This window comes from Pantoea phytobeneficialis, from assembly GCF_009728735.1.
In the GTDB taxonomy this organism is placed as follows: Bacteria; Pseudomonadota; Gammaproteobacteria; order Enterobacterales; family Enterobacteriaceae; genus Pantoea; species Pantoea phytobeneficialis.
Genome location: NZ_CP024636.1, coordinates 1,703,392 through 1,722,828, shown reverse-complemented (window position 1 = coordinate 1,722,828; position 19,437 = coordinate 1,703,392). Strand labels below are relative to the sequence as shown.

The 19,437-nt window shown below is 55.1% G+C and carries 19 protein-coding genes; 5 read left to right on the top strand and 14 right to left on the bottom strand.

Annotated elements, in window-relative coordinates:
* The first annotated feature begins 12 nt into the window (after positions 1-12).
* The 3 genes from CTZ24_RS08015 (at position 13) to CTZ24_RS08005 (ending at position 3,879) form a co-directional block, all read left to right on the top strand.
* On the top strand, positions 13-1,299 hold the full coding sequence (locus CTZ24_RS08015; RefSeq protein WP_208725256.1) for an HlyD family secretion protein: 1,287 nt from the start codon (positions 13-15) through the stop codon (positions 1,297-1,299).
* Positions 1,286-3,403 carry a peptidase domain-containing ABC transporter gene (locus CTZ24_RS08010; RefSeq protein ID WP_244634029.1) on the top strand — a complete coding sequence of 706 codons (2,118 nt, stop codon included), beginning with the start codon at positions 1,286-1,288 and terminating at the stop codon, positions 3,401-3,403. The genes CTZ24_RS08015 and CTZ24_RS08010 overlap by 14 nt, the downstream gene beginning before the upstream one ends.
* A gap of 260 nt (positions 3,404-3,663) precedes the next feature.
* Positions 3,664-3,879, top strand: coding sequence for a hypothetical protein (locus CTZ24_RS08005; protein ID WP_021185622.1), 216 nt, complete (start codon positions 3,664-3,666; stop codon positions 3,877-3,879).
* Positions 3,880-4,067: 188 nt separating this feature from the next.
* On the opposite strand, the gene CTZ24_RS08000 is transcribed toward CTZ24_RS08005, so the two are convergent.
* From CTZ24_RS08000 to hinT, 8 genes are all read right to left on the bottom strand, one after another.
* Positions 4,068-4,610, bottom strand: coding sequence for a glycine zipper 2TM domain-containing protein (locus CTZ24_RS08000; protein WP_021185621.1), 543 nt, complete (start codon positions 4,608-4,610; stop codon positions 4,068-4,070).
* A gap of 283 nt (positions 4,611-4,893) precedes the next feature.
* Positions 4,894-6,198, bottom strand: a complete 1,305-nt coding sequence (locus tag CTZ24_RS07995) for an NAD(P)/FAD-dependent oxidoreductase (protein WP_152521908.1) — start codon at positions 6,196-6,198, stop codon at positions 4,894-4,896.
* Between the two features lie 213 nt (positions 6,199-6,411).
* Positions 6,412-6,954 carry an alpha/beta hydrolase YcfP gene (gene ycfP / locus CTZ24_RS07990; protein ID WP_021185619.1) on the bottom strand — a complete coding sequence of 181 codons (543 nt, stop codon included), beginning with the start codon at positions 6,952-6,954 and terminating at the stop codon, positions 6,412-6,414.
* A 39-nt stretch (positions 6,955-6,993) separates the two neighbouring features.
* Entirely contained in the window at positions 6,994-8,037 is a 1,044-nt protein-coding gene (gene nagZ, locus CTZ24_RS07985) for a beta-N-acetylhexosaminidase (protein WP_208725519.1), read from the bottom strand.
* Positions 8,038-8,055: 18 nt separating this feature from the next.
* Entirely contained in the window at positions 8,056-8,871 is an 816-nt protein-coding gene (thiK, locus tag CTZ24_RS07980) for a thiamine kinase (protein ID WP_208725254.1), read from the bottom strand.
* Positions 8,858-9,454 (bottom strand): penicillin-binding protein activator LpoB, encoded by a 597-nt coding sequence (gene lpoB, locus CTZ24_RS07975; RefSeq protein ID WP_021185616.1) that lies wholly within the window; start codon positions 9,452-9,454, stop codon positions 8,858-8,860. The genes thiK and lpoB overlap by 14 nt, the downstream gene beginning before the upstream one ends.
* Positions 9,455-9,464: 10 nt before the next feature.
* Positions 9,465-9,830, bottom strand: a complete 366-nt coding sequence (locus CTZ24_RS07970) for a YcfL family putative periplasmic lipoprotein (RefSeq protein ID WP_021185615.1) — start codon at positions 9,828-9,830, stop codon at positions 9,465-9,467.
* 19 nt (positions 9,831-9,849) lie between these two features.
* Positions 9,850-10,200: a purine nucleoside phosphoramidase gene (gene hinT, locus CTZ24_RS07965; protein WP_013508671.1), complete on the bottom strand. Its 351-nt coding sequence runs from the start codon at positions 10,198-10,200 to the stop codon at positions 9,850-9,852.
* 352 nt (positions 10,201-10,552) lie between these two features.
* On the opposite strand from hinT, the gene CTZ24_RS07960 reads away from it, so the two are divergent.
* Both CTZ24_RS07960 and bglB read left to right on the top strand, forming a co-directional pair.
* Entirely contained in the window at positions 10,553-12,145 is a 1,593-nt protein-coding gene (locus CTZ24_RS07960) for an MFS transporter (RefSeq protein ID WP_208725253.1), read from the top strand.
* Between the two features lie 9 nt (positions 12,146-12,154).
* Positions 12,155-13,294 (top strand): beta-galactosidase BglB, encoded by a 1,140-nt coding sequence (gene bglB / locus CTZ24_RS07955; protein ID WP_208725252.1) that lies wholly within the window; start codon positions 12,155-12,157, stop codon positions 13,292-13,294.
* A 49-nt stretch (positions 13,295-13,343) separates the two neighbouring features.
* Here the strand turns inward: bglB and ptsG are convergent, their stop codons facing one another.
* The 6 genes from ptsG to pabC all read right to left on the bottom strand — a co-directional run bounded on the left by ptsG (position 13,344) and on the right by pabC (position 19,318).
* Positions 13,344-14,777, bottom strand: coding sequence for a PTS glucose transporter subunit IIBC (gene ptsG / locus CTZ24_RS07950; RefSeq protein WP_021185612.1), 1,434 nt, complete (start codon positions 14,775-14,777; stop codon positions 13,344-13,346).
* Between the two features lie 288 nt (positions 14,778-15,065).
* Positions 15,066-15,857 (bottom strand): metal-dependent hydrolase, encoded by a 792-nt coding sequence (locus CTZ24_RS07945; RefSeq protein WP_021185611.1) that lies wholly within the window; start codon positions 15,855-15,857, stop codon positions 15,066-15,068.
* 18 nt (positions 15,858-15,875) lie between these two features.
* Positions 15,876-16,865: a DNA polymerase III subunit delta' gene (gene holB / locus CTZ24_RS07940; RefSeq protein WP_208725251.1), complete on the bottom strand. Its 990-nt coding sequence runs from the start codon at positions 16,863-16,865 to the stop codon at positions 15,876-15,878.
* On the bottom strand, positions 16,862-17,497 hold the full coding sequence (tmk, locus tag CTZ24_RS07935; protein WP_208725250.1) for a dTMP kinase: 636 nt from the start codon (positions 17,495-17,497) through the stop codon (positions 16,862-16,864). Before tmk ends, holB begins: the two co-directional genes overlap by 4 nt.
* Positions 17,487-18,506, bottom strand: coding sequence for an endolytic transglycosylase MltG (mltG, locus tag CTZ24_RS07930; protein ID WP_208725249.1), 1,020 nt, complete (start codon positions 18,504-18,506; stop codon positions 17,487-17,489). Before mltG ends, tmk begins: the two co-directional genes overlap by 11 nt.
* Entirely contained in the window at positions 18,503-19,318 is an 816-nt protein-coding gene (pabC, locus tag CTZ24_RS07925; protein WP_208725248.1) for an aminodeoxychorismate lyase, read from the bottom strand. Before pabC ends, mltG begins: the two co-directional genes overlap by 4 nt.
* Positions 19,319-19,437: the final 119 nt, after the last annotated feature.

The window sequence follows — 19,437 nt, the reverse complement described above, 5'->3', positions numbered from 1 at the left end:
GCTGGTGTGTTTATGCTGTTTCGCAAGGAAGTCAGTGAACATTTGCAGTCACGTTACGCCGGACCGATTCTGCTTATCACGGGCTGGCCCGTATGGATAACGTTGTGCATCACCTTACTGTTTCTTGCCGCACTGTTGCTTTTTCTGTGGCAGGGCAGCTACACACGCCGGGCCAATGTCAGTGGCGAAGTCATCACCTGGCCCCACACCATCAATCTGTTTGCACCTGAACAAGGGGTGATTTCCCGTTTATTAGTCTCCCCCGGCCAACAGGTCAATGCCGGTACGCCGCTGTATGCGCTGGATATCAGCCGCGTGTCCTCTTCCGGCAACCTCAGCGCCACCACCCGTGCCCTGCTGAAAAAACAGCAGCAGCAGATGGGAGAAATGCAGCATCAGTTGGAACAAAATCGACGCGCCACCCTGACCAGCATTCAGCAGCAACTTGATCAGTTACGCAGCGCCCGCGAAAAAACCCAACAGATGGTGGATTCTGCCACTGAAGGGTTGAACGTGATGCGCAGCAGTATGAACGACTATAGCCGTTTCATGCGTAAGGGGTTGATCACCACCGACCAGCAAAACAATCAACGCTATCTTTTTTATCAACAGCTTAGTGTCTGGCATAGCCTGAACTCGCAGCGGGTACAACAGGATATGCAGATTGCAGAGCTGCTCAGCCAGCAGGTGACCCGTGCCGCCGATTTTGACGCCCAGCAGGCGCAGTACCACATTCGTCAGGCCGATATCGAGCGGCAGTTGGCGGAAGCTGACGCAGGCAGTGAGCGCCTGATTTCCGCCCCCTCAGCCGGACGTATCTCGTCATTAAGCGTCACTGAAGGTGAGATGGTTAGCGACGGCGATAGCCTGGCGCAACTGGTACCGACCGGCGATAGCACCCCCAGCCTGGTGATCTGGCTACCGAACGACAGCGTCCCCTACGTCAAACCCGGTGACATGATTAATATCAGCTATGCCGCGTACCCGGCGGAGAAATATGGTCAGTTTCCGGGCAAGGTGCTGTCGATATCCTCCGCGCCGGTTTCACCGCGTGAACTCAACAACTATGGCAGCGCGCCACGGTTAGCGGATGGGCAGATCGCCGGAGCCTGGTTTAAAGCCAATGTAGCGCTGAATCACCAGGGATTGCGCTGGCAGGGAAAAACGCTGCCATTAGCCAGTGGTATGCAGCTTCAGGCCACGGTGTTTCTTGAAAAGCGGCCACTGTGGCAGTGGATGCTCTCCCCTTACTATTTCCTGAAAAACAGCATCACGGGGCCAGTCAGTGACGAACGGTGAAATGAAAGAACTCTTCTCCCGCCTGCATATCCGCCTGCGACGTCGCATACCGGTGCTGTTGCAAACTGAAGCGGCTGAATGTGGGCTGGTTAGTCTGGCGATGATCGCCAGTTGGTATCAGTTACCGGCAGATCTGAGACTGCTGCGCCAACAATCCGGCATCTCATCCCGGGGGGCGACCCTGCGTACCGTGATCGATACCGCAGCGATGGCCGGTCTGAAATCGCGCGCACTACGGCTGGAGATGGATAATCTGCGAGCGCTGAAGTTGCCCTGTATCCTGCACTGGGATCTTAACCATTTTGTAGTGCTGGTTGCGGTTAAGCGTAACCGCGTCGTTATTCATGATCCGGCTACAGGCCATCGTGTGCTGGGGATGCAGGAAGTTTCGCTGCATTTTACCGGCGTGGCGCTGGAATTATGGCCCTCGGGTGAGATACCGAAAAATTCCCCTGCCCGCCCACGCATACCTCTCTGGTCACTGACGGGACGCATTGCTGGCCTGGGAACTACGCTCACCAAATTATTCTGTTACTCGGTGCTGATAGAATCCGTCAGTCTGCTGCTGCCCGTGGGGATGCAGATGGTGCTGGACCATGCCATCCCCGCCAGCGATGCCGGACTACTGACGTTGATTTGTCTCGGATTAGTGTTTTTTGTGCTGTTTCGCACCGGTGCCAGCATGCTCAGAGGCTGGACTTCGCTGGTCATGAGCACCCTGATTACGGTGCAAGGCAAAGCGCGGCTGTTTGATCATCTGCTCGCGTTGCCAACCGAATGGTTTGAAAAGCGCAAGCTTGGCGATATTCAGTCGCGCTTTACCTCGCTGGAGACGCTACAAACCACTCTGACCAGTAATGTGGTCAGCGGCATTATCGACAGCATTATGACCGTAGGTCTGATTATCATGATGCTGTTGTATGGCGGCAGTTTATTATGGGTAGTGCTGGCGTTTACCCTGCTGTGGATCCTGTTTCGTCTGGGTACCTACCAGGCATGGCGACAAAGCTCAGAAGAACAAATTGTCAAAAATGCCCGTTCCGGTTCCCATTTTATGGAAACCTTGTATGGCATCCACACCATCAAAGCGCTGGGATTAGCGGCACTACGGGCGCAGCATTGGTTAAACCTGAATGTCGAAAGCGCTAATACCACCATCCGCAAGACCCGCTTTGAGATGCTGTTTTCAGGCGGCAATACCCTGATTGCCACGCTGCAACAAATTACCCTGTTGTGGCTGGGGGCGAATGCGGTGATTGCCGGGCATATGACGCTGGGGATGTTTGTCGCCTTCAGCACCTATCGTGGACTCTTTGCCGATCGCACTGCGGCCCTGCTGGATAATGTGCTCCAGCTCCGCATGCTGTCTGTGCATAAGGACCGCGTGGCCGATATCGTCCTTGCGACACCTGAAACGACACCTGGCGCGCCTGTCCATCCGCTTCTGCACCACGAGGAGCCAGCGGCATTATCCGTCAGAAAATTGACCTTCCGGCACGACCCGTTCAGCCCCTTGCTGTTCAATGAGCTGGATTTGGATATTCATGCCAGAGAATGTGTGGCGATCACCGGCCCCTCCGGTAGAGGAAAAACCACCCTGCTGAAGATTATGGCCGGATTGCTGAAGCCGACAGGCGGAGAGGTGTATGTCAATGGCATCGACATTCGTGCCAGCGGGATCGCCAACTGGCAGGCCTGTATCGCCTGCGTACTTCAGGAGGACACGCTACTGGCCGGTTCCGTGGCGGAGAACATTTGCTCCTTTGATACCCAGCCAGATGATGCGTGGATACAGGAATGCGCCAGACTCAGCCAAATTCACGATGATATTCTGGCAATGCCGATGGGGTATCAAACGTTGATTAGTGAGTTAGGGGGAAGTCTCTCTGGCGGGCAAAAGCAGCGGCTGCTGATCGCCCGCGCACTGTATCGTCGCCCCCAGGTGTTATTTCTGGATGAGGCAACCAGCCACCTTGATGTCGATAACGAGAGCCGAATCAATGCAGCCATCCGCGGGCTGAACATCACCCGTATCCTGATCGCCCACCGCCCTTCAACTATCGCCTCGGCAGACCGGGTGATCGATATGGCTGAGTGGTCATAACCTATTTAGGACAGAACTGAGTTTATTACGGAATTATTCTTTTCCGTATTGATGGTTATATAAAATAATCCGGAAAAATACCGGAGACTTATTTTCGCCAGTAAAAATAACTTTCTTTTTTAGGGCCAATTATTTTTCAAAAATATTCTTTTCATTCATCCAATGCCGTCTATCCTGAATAAGGGCTTTCAAAAAACAAGGCCCGATTCAAATATCGTTATCATCCAGTCAACCATTTTTTGATAATCTGGAGTCCAACTATGAATGAATCAATGCGTGAACTCTCTGAGCAGGAAATTTCACAGGTTAGCGGCGGCGCGGTATCACTTCCCGGTGTCGCGGATGTGAGCGGAGTCGTGGGTAACCTCACCTCAACTGTCACGGGCTTACTCGGTTCGGTACTATCGACCGTCGGTGGCGTGGTGAGTGGCCTTGGCTCAGCATTGAGTGGGTTAACCAATAACTCAGGTATTTGATGGTTGTAGTTTTCATATATCTGTAGCGCCTCAGGGATGAGGCGATAATTAGCCATGAAAAATGACTTTAATTTGTATCGTCGCGATTTATCGCGCTATTTTTTATAAAAATCCGCGCGATATATGCCAGAAATGATTAGGGGGCGATCCCTGAGGATCGCCCCCTGCTGTGATGTGTCTTTGCCCAATCAGGCCTGATTTGAATTCAGGATCAACTGACCATTACGGTCAAGCGGAATGCGGGTGCCAGGGTCTTTTTCCATACGGATTTTGCCCTGCTGGTCGCCTATTTTATAGGTCACGTCATAACCCAGCATTTTTTCCTGTTTGTCATACACCGTTTTGCAACGTTGTTCTGAAGTGGTGTAGGTATCACGTTCCTGCATACCTGCCTGTACCTGATTACCGGCGTAGCCACCCGCCAGTGCGCCTGCGACTGTCGCCACATCCCTGCCGCGTCCACCACCGAACTGGTGACCCAGCACACCGCCAGCCACCGCACCCAATACGGAACCGGTCAAACGATTCTCATCCTGCACCGGACGGCGATGGGTTGATGTCACATTGCGACACTCCTGTCGCGGTTGCTTGATACTCTCTTTAATCGGTGTTGCGGAGAGAACCTGAGCGTATTGCGGGCCACGGTCAAAGACATCCATGCTGGCAACTGCAGCAACCCCTAATGCGGCCGCTACGCCAATACCGATACCCGCTAACATTGATTTGTTCACAGGAATGTCCTCCTGAAGTTGTTACCGCGCAATCCTGAAACTCACAGCATCCTGTGTAGCCGGGACATAACCGGCGTGCGCGACGCGCCGTGTCTGTGAGATAAGTTTTACAGATGGCCCGATTTTGCAACATCAGATTAATGGAGGAAACGCAGCGCCGGGCCGTCAGGGCCAGCTTTTCGGAGAGTTCTTAGTTCAGAAAAACGCCAGACGGCGCTGCGGGCCGGTCTGAACGTTTTCAATCAGTTAGCAGATTCGGGCGGCTGAAACCGCCCGGAATGGCTTAGTGCAGCTTGAGGCGAGGACGCAGCACGCGGTTCAGGCTACCGACCAACATCATCAGGCCCGTTTTGAAGTAACCGTGCAGGGCGATCTGGTGCATACGATACAGAGAAATGTAGACGAAACGGGCGATACGCCCTTCGACCATCATCGAACCACGCATCAGGTTGCCCATCAGGCTGCCGACGGTACTGAAGCGCGACAGCGACACCAGCGAGCCGTGATCTTTATAGACATAGGCTTTCAGCGGCTTGCCCTTCATCTGCGCCAGGATGTTCTCCAGCGCGCGCGAGGCCATCTGATGAGCAGACTGCGCACGCGGCGGCACGAAACCACCAGACGGCAGCGCACAGGAGGCGCAGTCGCCGATGGCATAGATGTCATCATCCAGGGTGGTCTGCAACGTGTCCTTCACCACCAGTTGGTTGATGCGGTTGGTTTCCAGCCCGCCGATCTCTTTCATGAAATCAGGTGCCTTGATACCGGCCGCCCACACCATCAGGTCGGCTTCGATAAACTCGCCACCTTTGGTGTTCAGGCCGTTGGCTGCGGCGCTGGTGACCATGGTTTGCGTCAGCACGCGCACGCCGAGTTTGGTCAACTCCTGATGCGCCGCGGCAGAAATACGTGGCGGCAGCGCAGGCAAAATACGCTCACCGGCTTCCACCAGCGTGACATTCAGCGCGGAGCTATCCAGACCTTTGTAGCCGTAGCTGTGCAACTGTTTCACCGCATTATGCAGTTCCGCTGACAGCTCAACGCCGGTCGCACCGGCGCCGACAATGGCGATGTTCACTTTATCCAGGCGGCCTTCGCTGGCCGAGAATTTCAGGAACAGGTTGAGCATTTCGTTATGGAAACGACGCGCCTGATGTGGGTTGTCGAGGAAAATGCAGTGATCTTTCACACCCGGAGTGCCGAAATCATTCGAGGTACTGCCCAGCGCCATCACCAGCGTGTCATAGGCCAACTCACGCTGCGGCACCAACACTTCACCTTCCGCATCGAGAATCTCTGCCAGCTCGATGGTTTTGTTCTCACGGTTGATCTGCGTCAGGGACCCCAACTGGAACTGAAAACCGTGATTACGTGCGTGGGCCAGATAGCTCAGCGCATCAATACCTTCATCCAGTGAACCGGTAGCGACTTCATGCAGCAGCGGTTTCCACAGATGGCTGTGGTTACGATCAACCAGAATCACCTCAGCTTTCTTTTTCCGGCCCAGCTTGTGTCCGAGCTGGGTGGCCAGCTCTAAGCCGCCGGCACCACCGCCGACAATCACAATTTTTTTCATAGATGTAGTCAACAAAGACCCCCTCAAAGTTGTAAACCAAAAGTTAATTAATGGTTAATAAAAAACCTTAATAAACATAGGGTTGGCGAAATTAAATCGCGAGCTGAGGGCAGAATATCATGGCGGGATCGGGATATCACAACAAAATTGATGTACATCAATCTTTCAGCGGCATTATCAGAATGTTACACAAACATTGCGCCGCATCACACGGCGCAGGCAGGATTAAACCAAGGTTTTGAAGGCTTTGATGCGTTGAAGATGCGGTGCGATGTTCCTGAATTTATGGCTGGCTTCTTCGTCCCAGACAATTTCATAGAAGTGATGCAGCTGTGCGGCACTGCGTTGATTATCCAGCGCTTCATCATGGCGTGATAAAATGGCGAGGCAGTGATCGCGGTTCTTCTCGCGAAAATTGTTGACGCATTTGGTGGCGATATCGGCGTACTCTTCCGGGCGATCGATCTTGCCCTCCATATTCTCTTCCGGGAACAGGTTAGGATTAAAGATCACCTGGCGAATGCCACACAGAAAGCCGATACGTTCGGCCCAATACCCCCCCAAGCCGACACCACAAATCAGCGGCCGATCATCGGCAGCCTGATGCAGCAGCTTGTCACACTCTTTCAGCAAAAACTGCATATCGTGTTTTGGGTGGCGGGTGCTGTAACTGATCAGCCTGACGTCCGGGTCAATAAACTGCAATTGCAGCACCTTTTCATGGTTGCCCGGACTGTTGGAATCGAAACCGTGCAAATAGATGATCATGATTATCCTCAGCGTGGTGAACGTTCCGGGCAGCGGCCGTTATCTGCCCGACGCTTTGTGTGCCAGCCAGCGGTGTTGCAGCTCACTGAGCTGGCGCTGATTCTGCTGCCAGCGCGTGCTCGCCTGTAGCATATCGCGCGTGAATCGTCCCTGATGGTATAACTGCGCCACCCGCGTCGCCCCGATCGGGATCAAATTATCCAGCACGCTGATCGCCCCCTGACGATGGTTACATACCAGAATCATGTCACATCCGGCGTTCAGCGACTGTTGCGCGCGTTCAGCGTAGCTACCCATGACGGCGGCACCTTCCATCGACAAATCATCGGAGAAAATCACCCCGTCGAAGCCCAGCTCCTCACGCAACACGGTTTTCAACCAGTAAGGCGAACCGCTGGCAGGTAACGGGTCCACCTCAGTATAGATAACGTGGGCGGGCATCACCGCATCTAACGCACGCTCGTCAATCAGTTGCTGGAAGATCGCCATATCATGCTGACGCAGGGTGCCGGCATCACGCGGATCGCGTGGCGTCTCTTTATGCGAATCGGCGCTCACCGCACCGTGTCCGGGAAAATGTTTGCCGGTGGTTTTCATACCCGCTTCATGCATGCCCGCGATAAAGCGACGCGCCACTTGTAAAGCGATGTGCGGATCGGCATGGAACGAACGATCGCCAATCGCCGCGCTGATATGACCAATATCCAGCACCGGAGCAAAGCTGATGTCGATATCCAGCGCAATCATCTCCGCCGCCATTTGCCAGCCTGCCTGCTGCGCCACGTCTCCTGCGGTCGGCAGATCATGCAACGCCGCGAACGACTGCATCGCCGGTAACGTGGTGAATCCTTCACGGAAACGTTGTACCCGCCCACCTTCCTGATCCACCGCGACCACCAGGCGGCTATGCGATGCCGCACGAATCTGCCGCACCAGTTCAGCCAACTGCGCCGGGTCATGATAGTTGCGGGCAAACAGAATCAGGCCACCTACCAACGGATGTTGCAAAATTTCCCGCTCCTCGGCGTCAAGCTCATAGCTTTCGACGTCGAGCATCAGTGGTCCGGGGGTATTCATCGTCATCATATCAATCCTGTAAAATCAAAGGTCTTGCCAGCTGGCACGCGCCAGTTGCTCCAGCGTGTCATCCTGGCTCTGCTCGGCGCGGAGTTGGTACCAACTGGCCATCAACACCTGTAGCCACGGCTGCCATTGCTGAATTTGCCGCTGCAATACGGCGGGAATCAGCTGCGTCGCCTCGGCATAAGTCGCGATCCATTCCTGTTGCTGTGCTGGATTGACCGCGCAAATTGCCGCGAGTTCCAGCGCGACGTCCCCGTCGGCCGCATACTCCCAGTCAATCAGACGCAGTCCCGCATCGGTCATGATCAGGTTCCCGGCGTGAACATCCATATGGATGGGAGCCAGACGTAATGGACGCGGCTCACCCACTTTCGCCAACCGCTGCAATCGCCGCTGCCAGCGCCAGTGTTTCTGCTGACAAAGCTGCCAGTAACGCTGCAACAGCGGCGTAAGGGAGAGCCGATAGCCGGTCAGCGGCTGTTGATGCAGACGTTGCAGTAACGCCACCACCGCCTCACGCTGTTGGCTGAATTCGGCGTCTGACAACACCTCTCCCGTTATCCACGGCAACAGCAGCCAGGGCTCGCGCCAGCCCAGGGGGCGAGGTGCCAGTTGGGAGGCCTGGAGTTTGTTCAGCAGACGATATTCACGCTGACGGTCGACAAAGGGAATCGGTGAGCCAGGTGCGCGCCGCGCCAGCAATGAACCCTGCCCACTATCGATGCGTACACTCTGTCCACTCAGACCTGGCAACGTGAAAAAATGACCGCCAGCTTGCGCCGTCGGCCATTGTTGTTCAATCAGATAATTCAGCTGAATATCAGGGCTGTGCAACACCGTTTCCTGACCAGATAATTTCGCCGGTCTGCACCAACATCAGCTGCATTTGTAACGTCGGGGATTTCACATCACCCGCGGCGTTGCTGTACAACACATATTGCGCGTTCACGTTACGTGCCAGGCCAATCGCCTTGCTGCGCGAGTTGAGGCTGTCGTCCGCCGATAAACCCAGCGCCTGTTTCGCTTGCGCCAGTTGCTCCGGCGTTACCAGGGTAAACTTGCCGTTGTTCGCCAGCGCATTCTGGATAGCATCGGTGGCTTTGTCGCTCTGCAACGCGCCATTGGTGCTGTTCTTGATGCGATCCACCATCAGCACGCTGCCCGGATTGACCCCGGCTGATTGCACCATGTTGGCCACCAGCGGTTGTACGCTGGCGCTCCAGTTGATGGTTTTCAACTTAGGCGGCTGTGGCACCGTTTCCGGTGGCTGTTGCGGCTGGGTTGGCGGCGGAACAGGCTGAGTCGGTGTCGTCGGTTGGGTCGGTTCTACCGGAGCCGGTGTTTGCTGTTTAATCACACAGCCGGTCAGCATCAGCGCAAATAACAGCGCGCCGGAACGTTGTAAACTGCGAATCACGGATTACTCCTCAGAGATAAAGATAGAGACGCACCTTGCTGGCGGTCAGATTGCCGATTTGCGATGCGGCTTCCACGCTGCCATGCGCGGGAACCGTTAGCGTTTGCGCCGGTTCGCGCGGCGTGATTTCCAGCCCCTTATCGTCGTACCAATAATAACGATAGTGTACAGTGACCGGCGTTTCGCGTTGATTGTAAAGCACGCTGGCAGCGCGCAGTTGCCCATCATTACCCGCCAGCTTCGGCTCATCGGTGATGATACCGGCCGACAGCACTGACGATTCCATCACCAGCGATTGCGAAGTATTGATCATCGGCTTATCACTGCTGCAACCCGCCAGGGTCAGCAATAACAGGCCGCTCAGCCATTGACGCATAGCAAGTCCTGCCTGAGGTTTAGTCAACCAACATCGGTCCAAGCGGTTTGCCGCCGACCAGATGCATATGAATGTGGTAAACCTCCTGGCCGCCATGACGGTTGCAGTTCATGATCAGACGATAGCCATCTTCGGCGATCCCTTCATCACGGGCGATTTTCGCTGCGACGGTAATCATGCGCCCCAATGCCTGCTCGTGTGCGGCCTGCACATCATTCGCGGTGGGAATCAGCACGTTAGGGATGATCAGAATATGCGTAGGTGCTTTGGGTGCGATATCACGGAAGGCGGTAACCAGTTCGTCCTGATAAACCACGTCAGCGGGGATTTCGCGACGGATGATTTTACTGAAAATGGTTTCTTCAGCCATGGTGCATTTCCTTAAACCTGGAGTTTAGTCAGGCAGTATGCGGGAGGAATTCTGTTTCTTTCAACCTCGGGACCACTTTTCTTACATTAAATGGCTGCGTTTACATCACTTTTCCGCGCAATAAATCGCGTCGCGACACAATTCTGACATTTTTCCCACCACGAAAATGAAACGCTGTTTTATAAATTAGATTTATCACCATCGTTTCTTTGCGATTTTGCCACTTGTGCAGGGAAGCTTGCCAAATCGCGAAGGTTTAGCACCGCTTCCCGCTCTACTTTCTAACCAATCCGAGCCAGCTGTCCGGAAGGATGAGGGATGTACACCACATTTGTCTCAGGGAGTACCTGCAATGCGCTCACGTAAGATTGGTTTGGGCCACTATCTGGCATATGGCTCCGGGGATTTCCTCGGCGCAGGCACCACGGCGCTGACTGCCGCCTGGCTGCTGTATTTCTACACCACGTTTTGTGGACTGACCCCTATCGAAGCCACCTTTATCTTTGCTGCCGCGCGCGTGCTGGATGCGCTGGTCAGTCCGTTAATGGGTTTTCTCACCGATAACTTCGGCTCCACCTGGCTGGGTAAACGCTTTGGTCGCCGCAAGTTCTTTATCATGCTCGGTATCCCCTGCGTCTTCAGCTATAGCCTGATGTGGATCGCCGACATGAGTTTCTGGTGGTATCTGCTGACCTATTTGTTGTTCGATATTGTCTACACCATGATTCTGGTGCCCTACGAAACGCTGGTGCCGGAGATGACCGATGATTTCAAACAGAAAACTCGCTTCTCGGGCGCACGCATCGCCCTGGCGCAGCTGTCGGCGATTTTGGCGGCGTTTCTGCCGGGTATCCTGATTGGCTGGTTCGGCAAAGAAAATCCGCTGTCGTTCTTCTATGCCAGCCTGGTGTTCGCGGTGATTTGCGCCCTGGTGCTGACGCTGGTGTGGCGCTTTACCTGGGAGCGCCACCCGGATGATTTTTCAGCGGAATCCCTGCGTGCCGAGCAGGAGAAATCCGGCCTGTCGCTGTGGCAAAGTCTGAAACGCCTCTACATCGAACTCGGTTCGACGCTGCGCATTCGTATCTTCCGTCAGCATCTCGGCATGTATCTCGGTGGCTACATCGCGCAGGACGTGTTTAACGCGGTCTTCACCTGGTACGTGGTATTCGTGTTAATGCAAAGCGCGCAGATTGCTTCCAGCCTGATGGGCACCATGGCGGTGCTGCAATTTATCGCGGTGATGGCGATGATCCCACTGTGCATCCGCCTGGGACCGGCACCGGCGTATCGTCTGGTGGTGATACTGTTCGGCCTGAGCGCCCTCTCCTATGCAGGCCTGTGGTACACCGGCATGAATAACAACATGGCGCTGCTGGTGCTGATTTCCGGCCTGGCCGGACTGGGACGGGGTGGCATCAACTATGTGCCCTGGAATACCTACACCTATATCGCCGATGTGGATGAAGTGGTCACCGGTCAGCGCCGTGAAGGGATCTTTGCCGGCATTATGACGCTGACCCGCAAAGCCTCTCAGGCCGGAGCCGTCATGCTGGTTGGCATCGTGTTGCAACTGGCGGGATTTGTTTCCGGGCATACCACGCAGGTACCGGCGGTAAGCCACACCATTCTGGCGATCCTCAGTATCGGCACCGTCTGCGTACTGACCTGCGGTTTTCTGGTGTCGCTGCGCTTTAAACTCAATCTGCATACCCACACCGTGTTGCGTGAAGAGACGCTGAAGATGCGTGATGCCGGGCGTCCAGTGCCGGAGCGTATCACCCCGGAAGCACGCGAGATTGTCGAAACGCTGGCGGGGATGCCCTACGAACATTTATGGGGTAACAACAACGTTGGCTACCTCAATCGCCTTAAGCCCGCGGCACCGCCTTTACCGCGAAAAGCCAGCGCGCTACATCCTCTCCCTGCCCCTTCAAAACGATAGGAATAGATCATGACCGTATTTCCGGTAAAACATAGCGACTTGTTACGTCAGCCCGAGTATCTGCTGCCGCGTAAGGAATTGGTGCAGCTGATCCATCAGTTAACGCAAAATCTGGTCAATATCCGCGACGAAAGCGGCGAATTTCTGCTGCGCCTCGATGATGGCCGCGTAATTGATACCAAAGGCTGGGCAGGTTGGGAGTGGACGCACGGTATCGGGCTGTATGGCATGCTGCATTTTTATCAGCAGACAGGCGACCTGGGCACGTTGCAGATCATCGATGACTGGTTCAGCACCCGCCTGGCAGAAGGCACCCCCACCAAGAACGTCAACACCGTCTGTCCGTTTTTGACGCTGGCATACCGCTATGAAGAGACGCGCAATGCAGCCTGGCGACCGGTACTGGAGCGCTGGGCGGAATGGGTAATGTATGAGATGCCACGTACCGAAAACGGTGGATTGCAGCACATCGTCTATAACAACGAAAATACCCAGCAGTTGTGGGACGATACCCTGATGATGAGCGTGATGGCGCTGGCGAAGATTGGTCAGTTGCTGGAACGGCCGGAATTTGTTGAAGAAGCGAGTTTCCAGTTTCTTCTCCATACCCAATACCTGATGGATCGTCAGACCGGTTTATGGTTCCACGGCTGGAATTTCGCCGGCCGCCACAACTTTGCCGCCGCGCGCTGGGCGCGCGGCAACAGTTGGGTCACCATTGTCATCCCGGATTTCCTCGAACTGATGAACTGGCCGGAGCAGCACGCCACGCGTCGTTTCCTGCTTCAGGTGCTGGAAAGCCAGGTCAAAGCGCTGGCCGACTGCCAGCACAGCAGCGGCCTGTGGCATACCCTCCTGGACGATCCACACAGTTACCCCGAAGCCTCCGCCACTGCCGGTTTTGCCTATGGCATCCTGAAAGCGGTGCGCAAACGCTATCTGTCACGCGACTATTTGCCTGTCGCGGAAAAGGCGTTACGTGGCGTGATTGCCAATATTGATGACGATGGCGAGCTGAAGCAGGTGTCGTTTGGTACGGCGATGGGTAACGATTTGGACTATTACCGTCAGGTGCCCCTGACGTCGATGCCTTATGGTCAGGCGATGGCGCTGCTGTGCCTGACAGAGTATTTACGGGTGTATTTATAACAAAACGGCCCCCACATTGGGGGCCGTTGTTTATCACTCGTCGGAGTGATTACATATTACGGATATAGTCATCCATTTCAGTTTTCAGGTTATCGGACTTGGTGCCGAAAATCGCCTGAACACCGGAACCTGCCACCACCACGCCACGCGCGCCGAGGCTTTTCAGTTCAGTCTGGTCAACTTTGCCCACATCAGCCACGCTGACGCGCAGACGGGTAATACAGGCATCAAGGTTTGTGATGTTCTCTTTACCACCGAATGCAGTAACCAACTTACCCGCCATTTCACTACCGGTCGCGCTGCTCTGCTCAACGGCGTTATCTTCACGACCCGGCGTTTTCAGGTTCAGCTTGGCAATCAGCACGCGGAATACGGTGTAGTAGATCAGACCGTAGATGATACCGACAATCGGGAACAGCCAGATTTTGCTGCTGTTGCCGCTCAGCACGATAAAGTCGATCAGACCGTGTGAGAAGCTGGTGCCATCACGCATACCGAGCAGAATACAGATCGGGAATGCCAGACCAGCCAGAATGGCGTGAATCACATACAGGATCGGTGCCACGAACATAAAGGAGAACTCGATCGGCTCGGTGATACCGGTCAGGAACGAGGTCAGCGCAGCGGAGATCATGATACCGCCCACTTTGGCGCGGTTTTCTGGTTTAGCTGAATGCCAGATAGCGATAGCAGCGGCTGGCAGACCATACATTTTGAACAGGAAGCCGCCAGACAGTTTGCCCGCAGTCGGGTCACCGGCCATATAACGCGGAATGTCACCGTGGAACACCTGGCCTGCCGCGTTGGTGAATTCACCAATCTGCATCTGGAAAGGTACGTTCCAGATATGGTGCAGACCAAACGGCACCAGCGCACGTTCAACCACGCCATAGATACCGAAAGCAACCACCGGGTTCTGATAAGCCGCCCATTGCGAGAAGTCCTGAATCGCGGTACCCACCGGTGGCCAGATGAAGGACAGCAGCACACCCAGTACGATAGCCGCCAGGCCAGAGATAATCGGCACAAAGCGTTTACCGGCAAAGAAGCCAAGGTATTCCGGCAGCTTGATACGGTAGAAGCGGTTAAACATATACGCCGCGATCGCACCGGCGATAATCCCGCCTAGTACGCCGGTATCGGCCAGATGTTTCGCCTCGATTTCAGCCGCAGGCAGATGCAGCACCAACGGGGCCACGACTGCCATGGTTTTCACCATAATGCCGTAAGCCACCACCGCCGCCAGCGCAGAGACGCCGTCGTTGTTGGTAAAGCCGAGCGCCACACCGATGGCAAAAATCAGCGGCATGTTGGCAAACACCGAACCGCCAGCCTCGGCCATCACATGCGATACCACCGCAGGTAACCAGCTGAAGTTGGCAGAACCAACACCTAATAAAATACCGGCGATCGGCAATACCGACACCGGTAACATCAGCGATTTACCTACCTTTTGCAGGTTCGCAAATGCGTTCTTGAACATAGCGTGAAGCTCCTGAGTATGAGTGCATTTCGCGCAGTGCGCGTGGCAGAGGGGGGAGGCCCCTCTACCGGGATGACGCTGAGCGTCTTTTGATTTATTACGAAGAGTAAAATAAATAGAATTTTCTTACTTTGACGGCTATCACGTTTCGCTCATGCCACTGTTCGGCTTTCAGGTAATTCTGACTGACTTGCTGCTATTTACGACAATAAATGACTGGCTGTGCCCTTTCAGGCACAGCCAGTCTGATGAATTTCTGATTAATTACAGAGTTTGAAATAAAGTGTCTTAACCGCCCAAGCGGCTCATCGGGACATGAAACAGGCGGGAGAAATTTTCGGTGGTTGCGGCTGCCAGCGTTTCAATATCGACGCCCTTCAGTACCGCCATATAATCAGCGACATCGCGGGTAAACGCCGGTTGGTTCTCTTTGCCACGATGCGGCACCGGTGCCAGATAAGGTGAATCGGTTTCGACCAGCATCCGGTCGAGCGGCACATAACGCGCCGCATCGCGGATCTGCTCGGCATTACGGAACGTCAAAATTCCGGAAAAGGAGATATAGAAGCCCATATCCAGCAGTTTCTCTGCTGTTTCCCGATCTTCGGTGAAACAGTGCAACACGCCGCCGCACTTCTCCACCTGTTCCTCGCGCAGGATTGCCAGCGTGTCTTCACGCGCGTCGCGGGTATGAACGATAATCGGCTTGTTAAGCGCAATCCCGGTACGGATATGCTCACGGAATGAAGCCTGCTGCTGCGCTTTGGTTTCCTGCTGATAGAAATAATCGAGGCCGGTTTCACCCAACGCGATCACCTGATCTTCCGCCGCCAGACGACGAAACTCTTCAACATCGTACGGCGTTTCCTGATTAAGCGGATGCACCCCGCAGGCCAGCGCAATGTTGTCGCGCTCACCCACCAGCGCTTTCAGGGTGTGGTAATCCGGTAAGGTGGTGGCAATTGCCAGCATAAATTTCACATCGCGTGCCGCCGCTTTGGCGATCACATCATCCAGGTCACGATGCTGCTTTTCATAATCCAGGCCATCGAGATGGCAGTGGGAATCAACAATAAACATACTTCTCTCTTTTTAGCGTTATCCGAAGGTGGCCGGGCTGAGCAGACGACTCCAGCTCAACAGGCGATCGGTCAACATTAATTCACGATTGAGCGCCGCCACCTGTTGCAGTTGCTCGCGGCACTGCATCCACAACTGCACGCTGGCATTCAGGGCGTTGCTGTTTAATTGCTGCGCCAGTAACGTCACCACATCGGGACGATCGCCATTGCTCAGCCAGCGACTCGCGCCTTGTTGCACCTTCATCGCATCGACCAGCAACGAGAGGAGCCAGGCGAGACGGTCAGCAACGTCATCGCTATTCAGGCATGGCAACAGTTGCAGGATGTCCTGCTGCAACGCACCCGCCAGCGCATTACACAACGTCTCGCGGGTCTGCCAGCGCTCAGGCTGCAACAAGGTCAACGCCGCCGCAGGCGCACCGTTACTTAAACGCAACGCCGCACGCAACGTCTCTTCCGGCTGCGAAATCTGCTTTTGCAGCCATTGCAGGCTGTGGATTTCATCGGGTGGCGACAGATGCCAGGTCATACAACGGCTACGCAGCGTGGCAAGCAGGCGCGAGGGTTCGCGGGTACTGAGGAAAAACCAGGTATTGGCGGGTGGCTCCTCCAGGGTCTTCAACAAGGCATTGGCCGCCGCTTCGGTCAACTGCGCCGCATCCGGCAACCACACCACTTTGGCCCCACCCTGCTGGGCAAAATGGTAGAGTTTTTCCGTCACATCACGCACTGCATCTATCCCCAACGAGGATTTGCCTTTCTCGGCTTCGAGTCGATACCAATCCGGGTGCGTCTGCGCCTGCATCAACTGACAGCCGTGGCAGTGTCCACAACTCTTCAACCCTTCCGGTTGCTGGCACATCAGCCAGCGGCTGACACCCCATACCAGAGCATCATCACCCATCCCTTCAATCGCCTGAATCAGCAGCGCATGGTGCGCCTGGCCGCTCTGATGCCGGGTAATGATGCGCCGATAGGGTTGATTCAGCCACGGATACCAGTTCATGCCGTCTGACCCACCAGCCAGCGCTGCACCGCCGCTTTGATTGACGCGGTCACCTGCGGCAATGTTTGAGTGGCATCGATGGTGATAATGGTTGGATCCTCGGCCGCCAGGGCCAGATAACGCTCGCGGGTGCGCTCAAAAAAGCGCAGCGATTCCTGTTCAATCCTGTCTAGTTCACCGCGCGCACGCGCACGCTGCAAACCAATTTCCGGTGTGACATCGAGGTACAGCGTGCAGTCCGGGCGAAACTCGCCCAGCACCGCATCACGCAGCGTCGTCATCAATTGCGTGTCGAGGCCGCGTCCACCGCCCTGATAGGCCTGCGACGAGAGATCATGACGGTCGCCGATCACCCAGGCACCCCGTGCCAGAGCTGGCTTAATCACGTTTTCCACCAGTTGCACGCGTGCCGCATACAACATCAACAATTCGGCTTTGTCCGTCACCTGCTCGTCATCAATGCCCTGCTTAACCAGCACGCGCAACTGCTCCGCCAGCGGCGTGCCGCCCGGCTCACGGGTAAACACCAGATCATCAATGCCCTGCTCGCGCAGTACCTCGACCACCGCATCACGCGCGGTGGTTTTGCCTGCCCCTTCAAGGCCTTCAATGACGATAAACTTACTTTTCATTTTTTTCCTTCATTGCCAGCCGATACGCCTGCACGGCTTTATTATGGCTGACCAGATTGGTGGTGAAGGTGTGACCACCTTTGCCATCCGCAACAAAATAGAGGTAATTGGTTTTTTCCGGGTGTGCTGCCGCTTCAAGTGAAGCCCGGCCCGGCATCGCAATCGGCCCCGGCGGCATACCGCTGATGGTATAGGTATTGTAATCGGTTGGCGTGTCGAGATCTTTACGCGTGATAGTACCGGTGTAGTTATCACCCAGGCCATAAATCACCGTGGGATCCGTCTGCAACTTCATGCCAATCCGCAGACGGTTGATAAACACCGAGGCGACGCGTGCACGTTCTTCACTGACGCCGGTTTCTTTCTCGATGATCGACGCCATCGTCACCAGATCCTGCTCCTTTTTATAGGGCAGATTATCCATGCGACCTTGCCAGATCTCATCCACCAGTTTGTTCATCCGCGCATGGGCGCGCTCCAGCAACGCGACGTCACTGGTGTTGGCGGTATACAGATAAGTATCAGGATAGAATCCGCCTTCAAGCTGGTTAGCATCGAGTTTCAGTGCCGCAGCCACCGTCGCGAACTGGTCATCTTTCAGGGTGTGCTTCAGATAAGGTGCGGCACGCAACTGCGCCAGCCACTCCTTGAGGCGAGAACCTTCCACAAAACGGACCGGGAACTGCGCTTCTTTACCACTCGCCAGCAATTCCAGCAATTGACGGACGGTCATATTGCTTTCCAGTCGATAAGTACCGGCCTTAAAGCGCGCCAGTTCCGGCTCCAGCTTTAATAAGGGACCAAACCACAGGCTCGGCGCGATAACATGTTCGCTCTCCAGTTGCGCTTCCAGCGCCACCCGGCCAGTGCCCGCAGGCAGGGTGAAAATGGTTTCCTGGTGCAACGTCAAAGGTGTATCGGCGAAACGTTCAATCTGCCAATAGCTAAAGGCCGCAGCGAGGCCAATAATCACCGTGGCGCCGGCGATAATTTTTTTCATTCGAGTCATGATGCTTCCATTTTCTGGCAACTGGCGAGCAGTTGCTGGTACAGCGAACGTGCGCTAAACGTAATGTCGTCAATGCTACGCACGGGTAAAACTGGCATCAGGGCATTGCATATCACCACTTCATCTGCGGCGAGTAGCCTCTCTCTGCTGCCATCAATCAACTGACAATCCTGACCTGCGGCTGCCATCTGCGCCATCAGATAACGCCGCATAATCCCGGCAACGCCAGCCTGTTCAAGTCGCGGCGTGAAGACGGTGTCGCCCTCACGCCAGAATAAATTGGCCGCACAGCATTCCACCACCGTCCCCTCAGTGTCAAGCACCAGCGCCTCGTCGGCGTCGGTCTGGTCAAGATGATGGCGAATCAGCACTTGCTCCAGTCGGTTGAGGTGTTTGATCCCCGCCAACAGCGGGTTACGTCCCAGTCGTACCGGGCTGGTTACCAGACGTACGCCCTGCTGTTGTAGCGCCTGATAATGCTGCGGCCAGGGGGAAAGTGAGAGAATACGTGTTGGGGCGCTGCATCCTGCACGGCTATAACCGCGTCCACCTGCGCCTGGGGTCAATATGACTTTTAACACCGCCTGTTGTTGGTTGTGCGCGGCAACGCGCATTTCCGCTTCGAGCTGCTGCCAGTCAGGTTCAGCCATCAGCAACCGCTCACAACCCTGTTTCAGACGTTGCAAATGCGCCGCAAACAGTTGGATCTCGCCCTGCTGTACCGCCGCCGTGGTAAAACAGCCATCACCGAATTGCACCGCCCGATCGCGCGCGGTCAGTTGCGTCTGTTCTGCGCCATTTATCCACATCATAACGACCTCAATCAATTGACCTTGCTTTGAATAGCATTGAAGGCCGTAAGATTCTATGCAACTGCGTGACAAAATATAAAAAAGGCCCGCATTGCGGGCCTCTGTCTGGAACGATGTGA

Coding starts and splice junctions, on each gene's coding strand:
- ptsG (WP_021185612.1), bottom strand. CDS start 14,777: ATGTTCAAGAACGCATTTGCGAACCTGCAAAAGGTAGGTAAATCGCTG.
- holB (WP_208725251.1), bottom strand. CDS start 16,865: ATGAACTGGTATCCGTGGCTGAATCAACCCTATCGGCGCATCATTACC.
- CTZ24_RS08005 (WP_021185622.1), top strand. CDS start 3,664: ATGAATGAATCAATGCGTGAACTCTCTGAGCAGGAAATTTCACAGGTT.
- CTZ24_RS07960 (WP_208725253.1), top strand. CDS start 10,553: ATGCGCTCACGTAAGATTGGTTTGGGCCACTATCTGGCATATGGCTCC.
- tmk (WP_208725250.1), bottom strand. CDS start 17,497: ATGAAAAGTAAGTTTATCGTCATTGAAGGCCTTGAAGGGGCAGGCAAA.
- hinT (WP_013508671.1), bottom strand. CDS start 10,200: ATGGCTGAAGAAACCATTTTCAGTAAAATCATCCGTCGCGAAATCCCC.
- CTZ24_RS07945 (WP_021185611.1), bottom strand. CDS start 15,857: ATGTTTATTGTTGATTCCCACTGCCATCTCGATGGCCTGGATTATGAA.
- bglB (WP_208725252.1), top strand. CDS start 12,155: ATGACCGTATTTCCGGTAAAACATAGCGACTTGTTACGTCAGCCCGAG.
- CTZ24_RS07970 (WP_021185615.1), bottom strand. CDS start 9,830: ATGCGTCAATGGCTGAGCGGCCTGTTATTGCTGACCCTGGCGGGTTGC.
- CTZ24_RS08015 (WP_208725256.1), top strand. CDS start 13: ATGCTGTTTCGCAAGGAAGTCAGTGAACATTTGCAGTCACGTTACGCC.
- pabC (WP_208725248.1), bottom strand. CDS start 19,318: ATGATGTGGATAAATGGCGCAGAACAGACGCAACTGACCGCGCGCGAT.
- mltG (WP_208725249.1), bottom strand. CDS start 18,506: ATGACTCGAATGAAAAAAATTATCGCCGGCGCCACGGTGATTATTGGC.
- nagZ (WP_208725519.1), bottom strand. CDS start 8,037: ATGACGATGAATACCCCCGGACCACTGATGCTCGACGTCGAAAGCTAT.
- ycfP (WP_021185619.1), bottom strand. CDS start 6,954: ATGATCATCTATTTGCACGGTTTCGATTCCAACAGTCCGGGCAACCAT.